14 protein-coding genes and 1 rRNA gene are annotated in these 16,593 nt (G+C 70.8%); 7 read left to right on the forward strand and 8 right to left on the reverse strand.

The window, feature by feature from the left end:
* The first annotated feature begins 37 nt into the window (after window positions 1–37).
* Together ABD357_RS03290 and ABD357_RS03295 are read left to right on the forward strand one after the other, a co-directional pair.
* Entirely contained in the window at window positions 38–616 is a 579-nt protein-coding gene (locus ABD357_RS03290; RefSeq protein WP_344387354.1) for a GNAT family N-acetyltransferase, read from the forward strand.
* A gap of 87 nt (window positions 617–703) precedes the next feature.
* On the forward strand, window positions 704–1,903 hold the full coding sequence (locus ABD357_RS03295; protein WP_344387356.1) for a winged helix-turn-helix domain-containing protein: 1,200 nt from the start codon (window positions 704–706) through the stop codon (window positions 1,901–1,903).
* A gap of 132 nt (window positions 1,904–2,035) precedes the next feature.
* On the opposite strand, the gene ABD357_RS03300 is transcribed toward ABD357_RS03295, so the two are convergent.
* The 7 genes from ABD357_RS03300 to mtnA all read right to left on the reverse strand — a co-directional run bounded on the left by ABD357_RS03300 (window position 2,036) and on the right by mtnA (window position 10,664).
* Complete coding sequence (locus ABD357_RS03300) at window positions 2,036–2,800, reverse strand: response regulator (protein ID WP_344387358.1); 765 nt, start codon at window positions 2,798–2,800, stop codon at window positions 2,036–2,038.
* Between the two features lie 229 nt (window positions 2,801–3,029).
* The gene (gene hpf, locus ABD357_RS03305) at window positions 3,030–3,722 is read right to left on the reverse strand and encodes a ribosome hibernation-promoting factor, HPF/YfiA family (protein WP_425584727.1); all 693 of its coding nucleotides are present in this window, start codon (window positions 3,720–3,722) and stop codon (window positions 3,030–3,032) included.
* 314 nt (window positions 3,723–4,036) lie between these two features.
* The gene (locus ABD357_RS03310; protein ID WP_344387361.1) at window positions 4,037–4,804 is read right to left on the reverse strand and encodes a ComF family protein; all 768 of its coding nucleotides are present in this window, start codon (window positions 4,802–4,804) and stop codon (window positions 4,037–4,039) included.
* 87 nt (window positions 4,805–4,891) lie between these two features.
* Window positions 4,892–6,730: an LpqB family beta-propeller domain-containing protein gene (locus tag ABD357_RS03315; protein WP_344387363.1), complete on the reverse strand. Its 1,839-nt coding sequence runs from the start codon at window positions 6,728–6,730 to the stop codon at window positions 4,892–4,894.
* Window positions 6,720–8,819 (reverse strand): MtrAB system histidine kinase MtrB, encoded by a 2,100-nt coding sequence (mtrB, locus tag ABD357_RS03320; protein ID WP_344387364.1) that lies wholly within the window; start codon window positions 8,817–8,819, stop codon window positions 6,720–6,722. Before mtrB ends, ABD357_RS03315 begins: the two co-directional genes overlap by 11 nt.
* A 1-nt stretch (window position 8,820) precedes the next feature.
* Window positions 8,821–9,510, reverse strand: a complete 690-nt coding sequence (gene mtrA, locus ABD357_RS03325) for a two-component system response regulator MtrA (RefSeq protein WP_187822996.1) — start codon at window positions 9,508–9,510, stop codon at window positions 8,821–8,823.
* Window positions 9,511–9,518: 8 nt separating this feature from the next.
* Window positions 9,519–10,664, reverse strand: coding sequence for an S-methyl-5-thioribose-1-phosphate isomerase (gene mtnA, locus ABD357_RS03330; RefSeq protein ID WP_344387366.1), 1,146 nt, complete (start codon window positions 10,662–10,664; stop codon window positions 9,519–9,521).
* Between the two features lie 140 nt (window positions 10,665–10,804).
* Here mtnA and ABD357_RS03335 point away from each other — a divergent pair, with 140 nt between their 5' ends.
* Genes ABD357_RS03335 through ABD357_RS03355 form a run of 5 tightly spaced genes read left to right on the forward strand, consistent with a single transcriptional unit; the run spans window position 10,805 to window position 16,445 of the window.
* Window positions 10,805–12,187, forward strand: a complete 1,383-nt coding sequence (locus ABD357_RS03335) for a DUF7847 domain-containing protein (protein WP_344387368.1) — start codon at window positions 10,805–10,807, stop codon at window positions 12,185–12,187.
* A gap of 4 nt (window positions 12,188–12,191) precedes the next feature.
* Window positions 12,192–12,950: a DUF4129 domain-containing protein gene (locus ABD357_RS03340; RefSeq protein ID WP_344387369.1), complete on the forward strand. Its 759-nt coding sequence runs from the start codon at window positions 12,192–12,194 to the stop codon at window positions 12,948–12,950.
* The gene (locus tag ABD357_RS03345) at window positions 12,947–14,146 is read left to right on the forward strand and encodes a DUF4350 domain-containing protein (RefSeq protein WP_344387370.1); all 1,200 of its coding nucleotides are present in this window, start codon (window positions 12,947–12,949) and stop codon (window positions 14,144–14,146) included. Before ABD357_RS03340 ends, ABD357_RS03345 begins: the two co-directional genes overlap by 4 nt.
* Window positions 14,146–15,135 (forward strand): AAA family ATPase, encoded by a 990-nt coding sequence (locus ABD357_RS03350; protein WP_344387371.1) that lies wholly within the window; start codon window positions 14,146–14,148, stop codon window positions 15,133–15,135. Before ABD357_RS03345 ends, ABD357_RS03350 begins: the two co-directional genes overlap by 1 nt.
* The gene (locus tag ABD357_RS03355; protein ID WP_344387372.1) at window positions 15,135–16,445 is read left to right on the forward strand and encodes a DUF58 domain-containing protein; all 1,311 of its coding nucleotides are present in this window, start codon (window positions 15,135–15,137) and stop codon (window positions 16,443–16,445) included. Before ABD357_RS03350 ends, ABD357_RS03355 begins: the two co-directional genes overlap by 1 nt.
* A gap of 48 nt (window positions 16,446–16,493) precedes the next feature.
* On the opposite strand, the gene rrf is transcribed toward ABD357_RS03355, so the two are convergent.
* A 5S ribosomal RNA gene (gene rrf, locus ABD357_RS03360) occupies window positions 16,494–16,593 on the reverse strand; the annotation flags it as partial.

The raw sequence follows: 16,593 nt of genomic DNA on the forward strand, positions 1-16,593 counted from the left end.
GATGGCTTCCGTGGGGAACGCCGAGCAGAATCGGGCAATGGACCCCGTCACACTGACCTCCGAGCGTCTCCTGCTGCGTCCGGTGGGACCGCACGACACCGACGCCGTGTACGACGCCTGTCAGGACCCCGACATTCAGCGTTGGATCCCGATCCCCTCGCCCTATCTGCGAGAGCACGCGACGGGCTTCACCGAGCAGATAGTGCCCGACGGCTGGGCAGACTCGTCGATGTTCACGTTCGGCGTCTTCCTGCCGACCGCCGGCGAACTCGTCGGCACGGTCGGCCTCACCATGCGTTCCTCGGGTGTCGGCGAGATCGGTTTCTGGGCGACGAAGCAGTACCGGGGCAACGGCTACATCACCGAGGCCGTGGTCGCCACGTCCCGCTGGGCTTTCACGGACCGGGCGGTCGACCGCGTGGAGTGGCGGGCCGAGGTCGGCAACACGGGCTCCCGTACGGTCGCCGAACGCGCCGGCTTCGCCTTCGAGGGCGTCCTTCGCTCCGGCATCAACAACAAGGGCGTGCGCCGCGACTGCTGGGTCGGCTCTCTGCTTCCGTCCGATCTGGGGCTGCCGTCGACGGCACCGTACCTACCGGCTCCACAGCGGGACTGAGCCCCGATTGCCCGATACCCGGCGCTTCCGGGGGCGATAGTCGCAGGCGAGGCCCGACTGTCAGTGGCACCGCCTATCGTGCGGGCCATGACGAGTCTCCCTCGCCCCACCGTCGAACTCTCCGCCGACGAGGCCCGCCGTATCGCCCTGCGCGCCCAGGGATTCCTCGGTGCCCCCGACCGCAAGGCCGGCGTGCGCGGTGTGCTGCGGCACCTGGGAGCGGTCCAGCTCGACACGATCTCGGTCCTCGCCCGCTCCCACGAACTCATTCCATACGCCCGCCTCGGCGCCGTCGGCCGCAAGACGGTGGACAAGGCCTACTGGACCACCGCATCCGCGGGCGCGCCTCCGGCACGGCCCCACGCCTTCGAGTACTGGTCGCACGCCGCCTGCATCCTCCCCATCGAGGAGTGGCCCCACTTCGCCTTCCGCCGCCGCGCCTACCGCGCCCGCCCGCACTGGAACCACGAGCTCCCGGACGGCACGTACGACCAGGTCATCAAGCAGCTGAGAGCCGAAGGCCCCCTTACAGCCACGGAGTTGGGCGGCGCGAAGAAGACCAGCGAGTGGTGGGACTGGTCGGGCACGAAGGTCGCCGTCGAGCGCGCGTTGATGTACGGCGAGGTGGTGTGCGTCGAGCGGCGCGGCTGGAAGCGGGTGTACGACCTCGCCGAGCGCGCCGTCCCCGACACGCTGCTCCATGACGAGCTGAACGACACCGAGTGCCTGCGCCGTCTGGTCCGGCTCGCGGGCCAGGCGCTGGGCGTCGGCACGCGCGCGGACATCGCCGACTACCACCGCCTCAAGGGCGAGCAGGTCGACGCGGTGATAGCGGACTCCGGACTGGTCCCCGTGACCGTCGAGGCCTGGGGCAAGCCCGCCTGGGCAGATCCGGCGGCCCTGGAGACCACGCCGCGCGGCCGCCACCGTACGACGCTGCTGTCCCCGTTCGACTCGCTGATCTGGGAGCGGGCCCGCACGGAGCGGATCTTCGGCTTCTCTCATCGCCTGGAGGCCTACGTCCCCAAACCGAAGCGGGTGTACGGCTACTTCGCGATGCCGGTCCTCGCCGGCGGCCACCTCGTCGGCCGTGTGGACCCCGCCCGCGAGGGCCGGACACTGGTGGCCAAGCAGATAACCCTCGACGGCCCGAAGGCGGTTCCTGCGGTGGCCCAAGCGCTCGTCGAAGCAGCAAGCTGGGTGGACTGCATGGACGTACGGGTGGAGAGGGTGGACGCACCGGAGCTGCGCGAGCCTCTGACAGAGCTGACCCGCGCACTGGCATAACGGCTCCTGCGGCGCCCCTTCAGGGGCGCGAGGCTATGACATATGCGGCTCCGCCGCGGGGCGCGACCAGCCACGCACGACCTGCGGCTTCCGTACCGGGCGCCAACCCGTACTGCTCTGCGCGCGGAGCGCCTAGCGGATCTCGAGGATCTTCTCCCGCATCGCGTACACCACGGCCTCCATCCTGGAGTGCAGCTGCAGCTTCTCCAGGATGTTCCGCACATGGTTCTTCACGGTGTTCTCCGAGATGAACAACTCCTTGGCGATGTCCCGGTTGTTCATCCCGGTCGCGACCAGCTTGAGAACCTCCAGCTCACGATCAGTGAGCCGAGGTGCCGGCACCAGTCGCCGCTCGTCGGTGCGCTGGATCATCGACTTGAACTCGGTGAGCAGCTTGGACGCCATCGACGGGCTGATCTGCGACTGCCCGTCCGCGACGGCGCGAATGGCCGTGGCCACCTCGTCCGTGGAGATCTCCTTGAGGAGATAGCCGGTCGCGCCCGCCTTGATCGCGTCGTAGAGGTCGGCCTCCTCATCGCTGATCGTCAGCATGATGATCTTCGCGCTGGGCGCCACCTCCTTGATGGATGTGCACGCCTCGATACCGCCGCGCTTGGGCATCCGTACGTCCATCAGCACGATGTCGGGCAGCAGGTCGGCGGCCTTGTCGACCGCCTCGGCCCCGTCACCCGCCTCCCCGACGACCTGGATGCCCTCCTCGGCGGCGAGCACGATCTCCAGGCCGCGGCGGAAAAGGGCATGGTCGTCCACGACAAGGACCCGGATCGGCTCCTTGCGTGGGGAGCCGGCATTCGGGCCGGAGCCCGCGTCCGGGCCCATGCCGACGACGCCGTCGTCGGCATCTTCGTCCTGCATCGGTCCGAAGCTGTCCGCCATCGTTCCTCCCCCTGAAGGCCGTGGCCTGTATTCCTGTGCCATCGCCAACCCAAGGCAATGGCCCACCGGTTGGGGCCCGGTTCGGCCATGATTTCATGCCCGGACGACAGTCCGGTGACGTAGCGGGCCCCGAGGGGGCGCACACCGGTGCCCCTGGGGGCGCACACGCACTCCAGGGGCACCGACTGCGGGTCCCCCGGCGACGGCCGAGGGAGCTCATCGGGCGTGGTCAGCCGCCCAGCGTCCCGCCCGTCGAGGGCTTCTGCGCCTGGGCGACCATCGGGTCTGTGCTGAGGTGGATGACGCCGTAGTCGTATGCGTGCCGCCGGTAGACGACACTCGGTTCCTTGGTCTCGGAGTCGACGAAAAGATAGAAGTCGTGCCCGACCAGCTCCATCTCGTAGAGAGCCTGGTCGAGGGTCATCGGAGAGGCGACGTGAGTCTTCTCGCGCACGACGAGGGGGCCTTCGCCCTTCACCTCGAGGGAGCCGATCTTCTTGGTCGGCACCCCTTCGGGCTCTTCCTCGTGGACGGTCTTGCCGTTCCCGTTCAGTGTCGCCACACCCGGAACGTGGTCGGCCACCTCCGCTGCCGTGAGCCGACGGGCACCACGGCGCGTGTAACGCTTGTCGTGCTGCTTGCGCAGCCGGGCTTCCAGCTTGTCCGCCGCCAGGTCGAGCGCCGCATACGCATCACTGGCCGCTGCCTCCGCCCGGATCACCGGGCCACGAGAGTGAAGCGTGATCTCCACTCGGTCGGACCGGTCGGCCTGTCGCGGGTTCGGCTCCTTGGACACCTCGACGTCGAGGCTGATCACCTTGGCATCGAGCTTCTGGATCTTCTCCAGCTTCAGCTTCTCGGCCACGTGCTTGCGGAACCGCTCTGGCACCTCGGTCTTGCGGCCCTTGACGACGATGTCCACGCAGAACTCCGTTCCCGGATCGCTCCGCATCGGTGCGGAGCAACTCCCTTTTTTGCACCAGGCTCCGGCAAGTCCCAGAGCCTCGGACTTGGTGACTCCACCTCCTCCTCCCCCGTGGGCAAGATCTCCACCCCACCGCCGCGGGTGATTGCAGAAACCCCCAGCATGGCAATCCGATATAGGGGGACAGCAACCCGCCATTCCCTCACAACCGAACATATCTCGCCCGGACGGATGTCGTCACCCTCTACCGCGGGGTACCTCCATTCCAGCGAATTGAACCTCTCGCTACCTGCAACGACGCAACTTCCCAGTCAGTTCCAGTTTATTTCGAAAGATGACGGAGAGGCTGCGACGACGGCCGCACTGAGCAGGTCTCCGGTGCCGTTCGGACCGCCCATTCCCGCGACCGCTTGTGGCATGTCTCCCACGTCCGCAAAAGCGGCGCGCAGCGCCCGCGCCGCCTCCGCCAAGGACGCGCCCGTCGTCATCAGGTCGTCGACGAGTACGGTCCGGCCGCCTTCGGCCAGCAGCCGGGCGCCCCCGGCGGCCACCTCCAGGGCTCCGGCCAGATTGTCCAGCCGCTGCCGGGAGTTGAGCCCCGACTGGTCTGCCACGGCACGCCGCTGCCGGAGCACTGCGAGCACCCGGGCCGGCGTCCCCGCGCGCCGCAGCTCGCCCGCCGCCGCGAGCGCGATCCGCCGCGCCGGGTCGTGCCCCCGCGCCCGCACAGCCCGCCGTGCGGAAGGGGCGGGAACGAGCAGCACCGACGCCCCGCGCCCGCCACCGGACGCGAGCCCCGCCCGCACCGCACCCGCGAGCGCGACACCCAGCGGCCCTGCGAGCACCAGCGCACCCCGTTCCTTGTGGGCGAGGAGCGCCGCCCGCACCTCGTCCTCGTACGGAGCCGCCGCATGCACCACCGGCAGCCCCGGCGGCTCGGGCACCGGTCGCACCCGGCGCGGCGCGGCCCCCATCAGGCGCGTACGGCACGCCGGACAGAGCACCGCACGTGCCCTCCCGCAGCCTCCGCATTCGGCCGGCAGCACCAGGTCGGTCAGGTCCTGCCACCACCCGCGCATGCCCACCACTGTGCCAACGCCTGAGCCGTCAAACCACCCCTGTGGACAACTCCCTGTGGACAGCTGCGGGTCCACCACAGAAAGCAGCTATCCCGGATAAACCGGCGCCGTCCCCGTCTTGACCACCTTCTGCCACTGCGCACCGGACGAAAGCCGCACAATCCCGTCCTCGGAGTGCGCCACCAGCGGCAGCCGTTCGTCCTCGGAGGCGGCGATCTCCTCCACACCGGTGAGCGCGGAAGGCGGCGCGCCGACCGGAGTGGAGCCGTCGACCTGGACGTACCGGATCTGCTGCACGCCGCCCTCCTCCTGGCCGACCACGACCAGGCGGCTGTCCCCGGCCCAGGACATGGCCGCGACCTCCTCCAGCTGCGGTGCGACCGAACGCGGATCGTGGATCGTGACGACAGGCCGTCCATCCGGTCCGTTCTGCGCCTCGATCCGACCCATGAGCAGCGAGGTCTTGCCGTCCTCCTCCACGATCAACGCGATCCGCACGCCGTCGGCGGCCACCCGTACCGCCTCGATCCGCCCTTCGATCCCGGGCGTCCTGACCTCCAGCGGCTCACCCCGGCCCTCCTCCAGCAGGAGCAACCGCGAGTTCTTCGGGTCCCGGTCGGCCACCCACAGGTCACCGCCCGCGTCCCAGCTGGGCGTCGTCAGCCCGTCGTCCTCCGACTTGGCCTTGCTCTGCAGCACTGGGTCCCCGAGCGAAGCACCGGATGCGAGCGACCCCACGTACAGCGAGCGCCCGTCCAGCGAGACCCCTGCCGCGCTCTCCTCGTTCCGCGAGACCGCGGCCGTTCGCAACGCCGTGTCGCCCGCGCCGAGCGCTCCGGGCACCGGTTCGGCCTGCTGTTCGCTGTCGGCGGGTATCCGTACGAGCCGCTTCTCGCCGTCGATGAAGTACTCGTACAGGACACGCTGCCCCGTGCCGTGCGAGGCGATGGTCTCGGCCTTGCCCTCCTTGATCGCGCACAGCTGTGAGCCGTCGGGGCGCTGCAGTTCGACCTCGTCGATGCCCGTGGGCGTCAGGTCCTTCAGGGTGAAGATGAGCTGGGCCGCCATCTCGGCGCACTGGGTCTGCCCGACGCCCTCGGCCTTCTTGTTCAGCGGCACCCTCAGCCTGTTCTGGTCGTCGGGCGTCAGCGTCTTGACGCCCTTCTTCAGTGCCGTACCGGTGGGGAAGCGGGACCTGACGACCGGCTTGAGCCAGCTGGTGGGCCCGTTCAGCAGTGCCTTGACCATCTGTGTCACGGGTTCGACCTGCTGGCGCACATAGACGGGATCGGCCACGGTCCCGAGCCGGTCGGCGGTCGGCGAGTTCGACGCGTAGTAGTACTTGTTGACGGAGACGTAGCGGCGCTGGAAGTCGGAGTTGCCGAGCACCACGCCCTGCGGCGGCACGTCGATGCGCCACTGCTTGTTGCCGTCCGGCCCCTTCTGCTCCGTGAGATGCAACGTCTCTTCGTACGCTCCCTCGGCGGGCTCGTACGCGAACTGCTGGTCCACCTCGGCGACCTTGTCACCGGTCAGCGCGTACGCGTAGTCGCCGGTGGCCTCCCTGCTGCCGCTGTGCTGGGCCAGTGCGGTCGGCCCGTCCGCGAGCACCGTCGTCGAGCGCTCGGGCTGCCAGCTCTTCGAGGCATCCTCGGTGAGGTATTTGCGCGCCGTGTCGAAATCAGGCTCGTCGCTGGTCAGCGCCTCCAGGAAGCCCTGCACGATCTCCTCGGGCTGGGCGTTCTCCCGCGGCGGCATCGCAAACACCCGGACCTGCGCGTCCGGCCGCTGCGAAGCCTTGACGTCGCGCAGATCCCCGCTGTCCGGCATCGAGGCACACCCGGCCAGCAGTACGGCTCCACAGCCGACGTACGTCACCACCCGCATCGGACGCCGTCGGCCACCGCGATCGCGGTCAGCGCCCACGAGATCCCTCCCCTTGCTTCAACTGATCAGGCCCCTCGCCGGTTCCCGCGCCACCCTCGGACGGCGCCTCCCCGGGCTCTTCGCGCTCCCCGGACTCCACGGGCGCCGTGGCCACCGCACGCGCCTCCGCCGCGGGCCGCGGCACCACGCGCGCGCCGTTGCCGGGCAGCGCCGCCGGATCCACCGCGCCCGCCAGCCGCGGTGCCACCGGCGCCCGCGGCGGCATCGGCGGTACTCCGCGCTCGCCGTGCGGCTGGGCCGGCACCGTGGCGAGTTTCTGTGTGCCGTTGAGGGGCAGCCCCGCTTCGTTCAGCCCGCGGTTGCGCCTGGAGTCCTTGGGCTCCAGGGGTATCGGCGAGCCCCGAAGCGGTTCGTCCGCGGTCCGCGGCAGCGTCAGCCGGAACTGCGAGCCGCCGCCCGGCTCGCCCCACGCCTGCAGCCAGCCGCCGTGCAGCCGCGCGTCCTCCAGGGCGATGGACAGCCCAAGGCCCGTACCACCGGTGGTACGCGCGCGTGCCGGGTCGGCCCGCCAGAAGCGGCTGAACACGCGGGTCGCCTCGCCGGGCTTGAGTCCCACTCCGTAGTCGCGCACCGCAACGGCGACCGCGCCGCCCGCCGCAGCGAGCCTGACCACCACGTCCTTGCCCTCGCCGTGCTCCACGGCATTGACGACGAGGTTCCGCAGCACCCGCTCCACCCGCCGAGCATCGGCCTCGGCGACCACCGGCTGCTGATCGCCGACGACCTTGATCTGCGTTCCCTTGCGCTCGGCGAGCGGCTCGGCCCCGCTCACCACCCGGCGTACGACCTCGCGCAGGTCTATCGGCTCGGCCTCCAGGGCCGCCGCGCCCGCGTCGAACCGGCTGATCTCCAGCAGATCCGCGAGCAACGTCTCGAACCGGTCGAGCTGGTCCGCGAGCAGCTCGGCCGACCGCGCGGTCACCGGATCGAAGTCCACGCGCGCGTCATGGATGACATCGGCGGCCATCCGTACGGTCGTCAGCGGCGTACGCAGCTCGTGCGACACGTCGGACACGAACCGCCGCTGCATCCGCGACAGGTCCTCCAGCTGCTGGATCTTCAACTGAAGGTTCTGCGCCATCTTGTTGAAGGCCTCACCGAGCCGTGCGATGTCGTCCTCGCCGGTGACCTTCATACGTTCCTGAAGACGGCCGGCGGACAGCCGCTCGGCGATGCCCGCGGCCATCCGTACGGGCGTGACGACCTGCCGCACCACGAGCCAGGCGATCGCGCCCAGCAGCACCACGACGAACAGTCCGGCCGTCGCGAGCGTCCCCTTGACCAGGCTGAGCGACTTCCCCTCCTGCGTGAGCGGGAAGAGGTAGTACAGCTGGTACGGGTCACCGTTCGGGTCGTTCACCTGCTTGCCGATGACCAGCCCCGGCTGGGAGTCCTGGCCGGTCTTGTAGACGATGCGGGTGTAGCTCTGGGCCGGGAGCATGCTCTCGTCGATCCGGCGGCGCAGATCCTCCGGCACGCTCGTCGCCGGATCGACACCGCCCGACGAACGCGGCCCGCGCCCACCGCTGTCCGCGCCTGCGACCGCACTGGAGGAGCTGAGCGTGACCACGTCGAAGGCCCCCTGGCCGCCACTGGAGAGGGACTCCACGAGGTCGCTCAGCCACGCGCTGATGTTCTGGACGGGCCGCTCGTCCGTGCTCGAACCGTCGTCGCCCCCGGCGCTCGCAGCCGCGTCCGCCCGCTGCTTGGCCACACCGAACCCACCGGTGGCCTGGCTCTCCGAGGCCCTCACCTTGGCGTCCAGCAGGCCGTTGCGCACCTGTCCGATGACGACGAAGCCGAGCAGCAGAACGACGCCCAGCGACATCAGCAGCGTCGTGACGACGACCTTGAGCTGGATGTTGCGCCGCCACAGCCGCATGACGGGCAGCAGCGGACGGCGCACCCAGCGCATGAACAGCCGCAGGACGGGGCTGCCCTGGACCCCGCCCTGCAACAGCCAGCCCTCGCTGAACCGAGCCCACAAGGAGCTCGCCGCCCTCCGGCCGACAGGCCGCGAGCGGCTGCCCGGCTGACCGGGCGCCGAAGCGGCACTGTCCCGGGACATGTCAGCTGGGTCCGGCCTTGTAACCGACGCCACGGACAGTCACCACGATTTCCGGCCGTTCCGGGTCCTTCTCGACCTTGGAACGAAGCCGCTGTACATGAACATTGACAAGGCGGGTGTCCGCCGCGTGCCGGTAGCCCCACACCTGCTCGAGGAGCACCTCACGGGTGAACACCTGCCAGGGCTTCCGGGCCAGCGCCACCAGCAGGTCGAACTCCAGCGGCGTGAGCGCGATCGACTGCCCGTCCCGCTTCACGGAGTGACCGGCCACATCGATGACCAGGTCGCCGATGGCGAGCTGCTCGGGCGCCGGCTCCTCAGACCTCCGCAGCCGCGCCCGGATCCGCGCCACCAGCTCCTTCGGCTTGAACGGCTTCACGATGTAGTCATCAGCGCCCGACTCGAGCCCGACCACCACATCGACGGTGTCGCTCTTCGCCGTGAGCATCACGATCGGTACCCCGGACTCCGCCCTGATCAGACGGCACACCTCGATACCGTCCCGCCCCGGCAGCATCAGATCGAGCAGCACCAGATCGGGCTTGGTCTCACGGAAAGCGGCCAGCGCCTTGTCGCCGTCGGCTACGAAAGACGGTTCAAAACCTTCACCACGCAGCACAATGCCGAGCATCTCGGCCAGTGCGGTGTCGTCATCGACGACAAGGACTCGTCCCTTCATGAATGCCATCATCCCATTAACTAAATCGTTACCTGGCGTGACCTGGCACACAGCTCGGCAAGCGCCTCTGCCGTGACGGGCGAAACGGCGCCCTCCTCGGTGACGATCGCCGTCACCAGCTCGGGCGGCGTCACGTCGAACGCCGGGTTGTACGCCTGGGTCCCCAGGGGTGCCACCGGAATCCCGCCTCCCGCTTCCGCTCCCGCCACCGGCACCTGGGGTGCGATGAGCTCGGTCACCTCATGACCGGCGCGCTGCTCGACCTCGATGGACGCCCCGTCCGGGGTGTCGGGGTCCACCGTCGTCACCGGCGCCACCACGACGAACGGTACGTGGTGGTACCGGGCGAGCACCGCGAGCGGGTAGCTCCCCACCTTGTTCGCCACCGAACCGTCGGCCGCGATCCGGTCCGCCCCGACCAGCACCGCGTCCACCTCCCCCGCCGAGAACAGCGACCCCGCGGCGTTGTCCGTGAGCAGCGTGTACGCCATCCCGTTGCGCGCCGCCTCGTACGCCGTCAGGCGAGCACCCTGCAGCAACGGCCGTGTCTCGTCCACCCACAGCCTGCGCAGCCGTCCGGCCCGATGCGCGGCGAGCGCGACGGCGAACGCCGTGCCCTCCCCGCCGGACACCAGCGCCCCGGTGTTGCAGTGCGTCAGAATCCGGTGATTGCCGCCGGGCAACAGCTCGTCGAGCAGCGCCAGACCGTGCTCGGCCATGCGCCCGCTGGCCTCGGCGTCCTCCTGGTGCAGGGCGCGAGCGGCGGCGAGCGCGGCCTCGGCGGCCTGCTTCTGGTCACTGCCGCCGGCCAGAGCGGCACGGTGAGCCGACTGGGCCCTGCGCACGCCGTGCACGAGGTTCACCGCGGTGGGCCGAGCGCTCGCGAGCGCGTCGGCGGCGTCGTCCACGTCGAACCCGCGCACGGCGGCGAGCGCGACCCCGTACGCCCCGGCGATACCCAGCAGCGGCGCCCCACGCACGGCGAGTGTGCGGATCGCCTCCACCAGCGCCGGAGGGTCGGTGCACACCAGCTCGACCTCCTCGGCCGGCAGCCGCGTCTGGTCGAGAAGGACCAGTACGGAGCCTTCCGGCGGTTCATCCCACCGGATCGCCGGAATCTCGGTGGGCGCGTTGTCCTCGCGGATATGCACGTACTGATCGTCCATCCGCCCAGTCTGCCCCGTACAGGGCGGACAATTGAAGGTGTGCAGCCCATACGGGGGCCGGTCACTTCCCGGCCGCACCGTGGCACGATGGCTGCCAACCTGCCGCCGCAACCGCGGACGGGCACCGTGAAGGAGCGACGATGAAAGACACTCCGGGCTGGGCATCGCCCGGATCTGCCCCCTCCGACGGGCAGGACGGTCGAGAGCCGAACGCTTCCGGCCCGGCCGAGCCCGCGGACCGGCCCGCTGCGCCAGAGCCCACGGATCAGCCGGGACAACCCGGAACCGACCCGTCCGGCCCAGGCGCGAAGTGGTCCAAGGAGCAGCCCCCGCCCGGCCAGTGGTCCGCCCCCAGCGGCTCCCAGGGCAGCCCGGCCCAAGCCCCGCCTCCGCCTCCGCCCGGCCCCGGCTGGGGCGGACAGCCCCCCGGCGGCCCTGGATACGGCGGTCCCGGCGGATACGGCGGTGGCTACGGCCCCGGTCCCGGCGGCCACCCCGGGTGGGGAGGCGGCTGGGGAGGTCCTCCGCCCGCCGCCAAGCCCGGCGTGATCCCGCTCCGCCCGCTCGGCGTCGGCGAGATCCTCGACGGCGCCGTGTCGACCATGCGTACGCACTGGCGCACGGTCCTCGGCATCTCGCTGACCGTCGCGGTGTTCACGGAGATCGTCGTGGTGCTGCTCCAGGGCCTCGTCCTTGACGACACCGCGAGCTCGGACGCCCTCAACGACCCGAGCGCCACCGTCGGCGAACTCACCCGCGCCCTGAGCGACACACTGCTGAACTCCGGCGCCATCCTGCTGATCTCGCTGCTCGGCACCATCGTCGCGACCGCGCTGCTCACGACCGTGACCAGCCGCGCCGTGCTCGGCAAGTCGGTGACCACCGCCGAGGCCTGGCGCGACGCCCGCCCCCAGCTGGCGAAACTCTTCGGCCTCACCTTCCTGCTCCCGCTCATCGGCATCACGGTCGTCGCCATCGGCACGGTGCCCGGTGTCCTGGTCGGCCTCGCCGGCGGAGGCGACGGCGGTGTCGCACTCGCCGTCCTCGGCGGCATGGCCGCGGGTGTCGTCGCGATCTGGCTGATGGTCCGTTTCTCGCTGGCCTCGCCCGCCCTGATGCTGGAGAAGCAGAGCATCCTGAAGTCCGTGAGCCGCTCCGCCAAGCTGGTCCGCGGCTCCTGGTGGCGGGTCTTCGGCATCCAACTGCTCGCCACGATCATCGCGAACGTCGTCGCCTCGATCATCGTGATCCCGTTCGCCTTCCTCGCCGCCGCCCTGAGCGGCGGCGGTGTCAGCGGCCTCCTCAACAGCGGCACCGCGGACCTGGGCTGGACGTTCCTCGTCGTCAGCGGGATCGGCTCGGTGATCGGGTCGATGCTCACGTTCCCGATCACCGCGGGTGTCGCCGTGCTCCTGTACATCGACCAGCGCATCCGCCGCGAGGCCCTCGACCTCGACCTGGCCCGCGCCGCCGGCGTCCGGGGCTACGGCTCCGACACCCCCGGCACCACCCCGGGGAGCTGATGCGGTGAGCTCGTCCGGGGGTGTTCTCACAGCGGTGCTCGCGCTGCCGGGCTCCGGCACCGCGGCCGTACTCGTGCTGCCACGCTCCGCCGACGAACCACCGGTGACGATCCCGCGCGACCCCGCGCGGGAGGCAGCCCGGCGCGAGCTGTCCAAGCGGATGTACCACGAGAACGACCCCGGCTGGTTCCAGCGCGCCCTGAATGCCTTCTGGGAGTGGCTCGACAAGCTGTTCAGCGCAGCCTCTGGCGCTACCCCGGGCGGCGCACTCGGCCTCGTCGTCATCGCACTGGCGGCCGCGGCGCTGATCGGCGCCCTGTGGTGGCGGCTCGGCACTCCGCGGCGCGGTCCCACGTCGGCCGCCCCGCTCTTCGGCGACCGGCCGCGCAGCGCTGCGGAACACCGGGCCGCCGCCGAGAGCCACGCCGCCCAGGGCCACTGGAACCAGGCAGTCCAGGAGCGCATGCGCGCCGTCGTCCGCTCCTTGGAGGAGCGCGCCCTGCTCGAGCCCCGCCCCGGCCGCACCGCCGACGAGGCAGCCGCCGAGGCAGGCCGGACGCTCCCCTCCCACACGGACCGGCTGAGCGCCGCGGCCCGGGACTTCGACGACGTGACGTATGGCGGACGAACGGCCACACCCCAGGCGTACCAGCGCCTGACCGAGCTCGACGGCGACGTGGAACGCACCAAGCCGGTCCTCGTGAGCAGCATCCCGAGCACGCAGAGCACGGCCCACAGCACGCACCATGGGGCCGCCGAATGACCACCGAGGCCACCCTTCCGTCCACCACCTCGGCCTCCCCCACCGCTCGCCAGGTGTGGACCCGCGCGCGCGGTGTCCTGCTCGGGCTCGTGATCCTCCTTGTGGCCGCCATCGCCATCGCTGCGGTCCGCTCCGACGCCCAGCACGGCAGCCTCGACCCGCGCTCCGTCGACCCCAACGGCAGCCGAGCCGTCGCCGAGCTCCTCGCCGACCGGGGCGTGTCCACCCGCGTGGTGACCACCCTGGAGGACGCGCGCACCGCCGCCGGCCCCGACACCACCCTCCTGGTCGCCGCGCCGGACCTGCTCACGGACCGCCAGCAGACCAGGCTCCACTCGGCAGTCACGAACTCCGGAGGCCGCACCGTCCTCGTCGCGCCCGGCATCCCGTCCGTCGGCAGCCTCGCCCCCGGAGTCATCGCCGACCCCACGCCGAGCTACGACTCCACGCTCCCGCCCGACTGCGCCCTGCCCGCCGCCCAGCGAGCGGGCACCGCCGACACCGGTGGCATCCGCTACACGACGACTGCGCCCGATGCCGATTCCTGTTACCTCAGCGACGGTCTGCCCACTCTGCTGCGCGTCCCGGCGCTCGAAGGGGACGGCGACACCGTCGTACTCGGTGCCCCCGACATCCTCCACAACGACCGCCTCGACGAGCAGGGCAACGCCTCGCTCGCTCTCCAACTGCTCGGCTCCCGCCCCCACGTGGTCTGGTACCTCCCCTCGCTCTCCGACGACTCGGCCACCGACGCCGGCGACCGCAGCTTCTTCGACCTGATCCCCTCCGGCTGGCTCTGGGGCAGCCTGCAGCTCTTCATCGCCGCAGCCCTGACCGCTCTCTGGCGTGCCCGCCGACTCGGCCCGCTCGTCCCCGAACGGCTCCCCGTCGCGATCCGCGCCTCCGAGACCGTCGAAGGCCGCGCCCGCCTCTACCGCAAGTCCAACGCCCGCGACCGCGCCGCCGCAGCTCTGCGCTCCACCACCCGCACCCGCCTCGCCCCCCTCGTCGGCCTGTCCCCCGCCCAGGCGCACACGCCCGAAGCCCTGCTCCCCGCCCTGTCCGCCCGCCTCCACGGCGACGGACAGTCGTCCCCGCACTCTCTTCTCTTCGGCCCGCCGCCCCGCGACGACGCAGCCCTCATCCACCTCGCCGACCAACTCGACGCCCTCGAAAGAGAGGTACGCCGTCCATGATGGACCCGACCACTGACAACGCCGCGCACACCGGGGATCCGGGCGCCGCCCGGGCTTCCCTGGAGGCCCTGCGCGCCGAGATCGCCAAAGCCGTGGTCGGCCAGGACCCCGCCGTGACCGGCCTCGTCGTCGCCCTCCTCTGCCGCGGACACGTCCTGCTCGAAGGAGTCCCCGGCGTCGCCAAAACGCTGCTCGTACGCGCCCTCGCCTCCGCCCTCGAGCTCGACACCAAGCGTGTCCAGTTCACCCCGGACCTGATGCCCAGCGACGTCACAGGCTCCCTCGTCTACGACACCCGCACGGCCGAGTTCTCCTTCCAGCCCGGCCCGGTCTTCACCAACCTCCTGCTCGCCGACGAGATCAACCGCACCCCGCCCAAGACCCAGTCCTCGCTCCTCGAAGCGATGGAGGAGCGCCAGGTCACGGTCGACGGCACCGCGCGCCCCCTCCCCGAACCCTTCCTGGTCGCCGCGACCCAGAACCCGGTCGAGTACGAGGGCACATACCCCCTCCCCGAAGCGCAGCTGGACCGTTTCCTCCTCAAGCTGACAATCCCGCTGCCCTCCCGCCAGGACGAGATCAACGTCCTCACTCGCCACGCCGAGGGCTTCAACCCGCGCGACCTGCGCGCCGCCGGCATACGCCCCGTAGCCGGCCCCGCCGCCCTGGAAGCCGCCCGCGCGGCAGTCGGCAAAACAGCGGTCTCCCCCGAAATCACCGGCTACGTGGTGGACATCTGCCGCTCCACCCGCGAATCCCCGTCCCTCACCCTCGGCGTCTCCCCCCGCGGCGCGACGGCGCTCCTGGCCACCGCCCGCGCCTGGGCCTGGCTGACCGGCCGCGACTACGTCATCCCCGACGACGTAAAAGCGCTCGCGCTCCCCACTCTCCGCCACCGGGTCCAGCTCCGCCCCGAGGCCGAGATGGAAGGCGTGACCGCCGATTCCGTGATCAACGCGATCCTCGCCCACGTCCCCGTACCCCGCTGATGGCACTCACCGGACGCGCCGCCCTCCTCGCGGCCCTCGGCACCCTCCCCGTCGGCATCTGGGAACCCGGCTGGACGGGCATCCTCGCCGTGAACATCCCCCTGGCCCTCGCCTGTGCCTGCGACTTCGCCCTGGCCGCACCCGTACGCCGCCTCGGCCTGACCCGCTCCGGAGACACCTCGGTACGCCTGGGCGAAGCCGCCGATGTCACCCTCACAGTCACCAACCCGACCGCCCGCCCTCTACGCGCCCGCATCCGCGACGCCTGGCCCCCCAGCAGCTGGCAGCCCGGCACGGAAGTCACCGCATCCCGTCACCGACTGACGATCCCCCCGGGCGAACGCCGCCGCATCACGACTCGTCTGCGCCCCACTCGCCGCGGCGACCGCCAGGCAGACCGCGTCACCATCCGCTCATACGGCCCTCTCGGCCTCTTCGCCCGCCAGGGCAGCCACCACGTCCCCTGGACCGTACGAGTCCTGCCCCCGTTCACCAGCCGCAAGCACCTGCCGTCAAAGCTGGCCCGCCTACGCGAACTCGACGGCCGCACCAGCGCCCTGACCCGCGGCGAGGGCACGGAATTCGACAGCCTCCGCGAATACGTCCCCGGGGACGACACCCGCTCCATCGACTGGCGCGCCACCGCCCGCCAGACCACCGTCGCTGTACGCACCTGGCGCCCCGAACGAGACCGCCACATCCTGCTGGTCCTCGACACAGGCCGTACCTCGGCGGGCCGTGTGGGCGACGCCCCACGCCTCGACGCCTCCATGGACGCGGCCCTGCTCCTGGCCGCCCTCGCATCCCGAGCCGGCGACCGCGTGGATCTTCTCGCGTACGACCGCCGGGTGCGCGCCCAAGTTCAGGGCCGAGCCGCGGGCGATGTCCTCCCCTCCCTGGTGAACGCCATGGCCCGCCTCGAACCGGAACTCATCGAGACGGACGCACGCGGCCTCACCGCCACCGCGCTCCGCACAGCCCCCCGCCGCTCCCTGATCGTGCTCCTCACCAGCCTCGACGCGGCCCCCATTGAGGAAGGCCTGCTTCCCGTACTCTCCCGCCTCACCCAGCGCCATACAGTCCTGGTTGCCTCAGTGGCCGACCCGCACATAGAGCACATGGCCACGGCAAGGGGAAACACCGATGCCGTGTACGAAGCCGCTGCCGCAGCCCAGGCTCAGGCAGAACGCCATCGCACCGCCGAGCAGCTCATCCGCCATGGCGTCACGGTCGTGGACGCAACACCGAACGATCTTCCTCCGGCTTTGGCGGACGCTTATCTGGCTCTGAAGGCAGCGGGACGTCTTTAACGCAAAAATCCCCCGTGCCGAATGGCACGGGGGATTTCTCTACATTTAGTTCGGCGGTGTCCTACTCTCCCACAGGGTCCCCCCTGCAGTACCATCGGCGCTGTAAGGCTTAGCTTCCGGGTTCGGAATGTAACCGGGCGTTTCCCTC

The sequence above is a fragment of the Streptomyces vastus genome, from assembly GCF_039532825.1.
GTDB lineage: Bacteria > Actinomycetota > Actinomycetes > Streptomycetales > Streptomycetaceae > Streptomyces > Streptomyces vastus.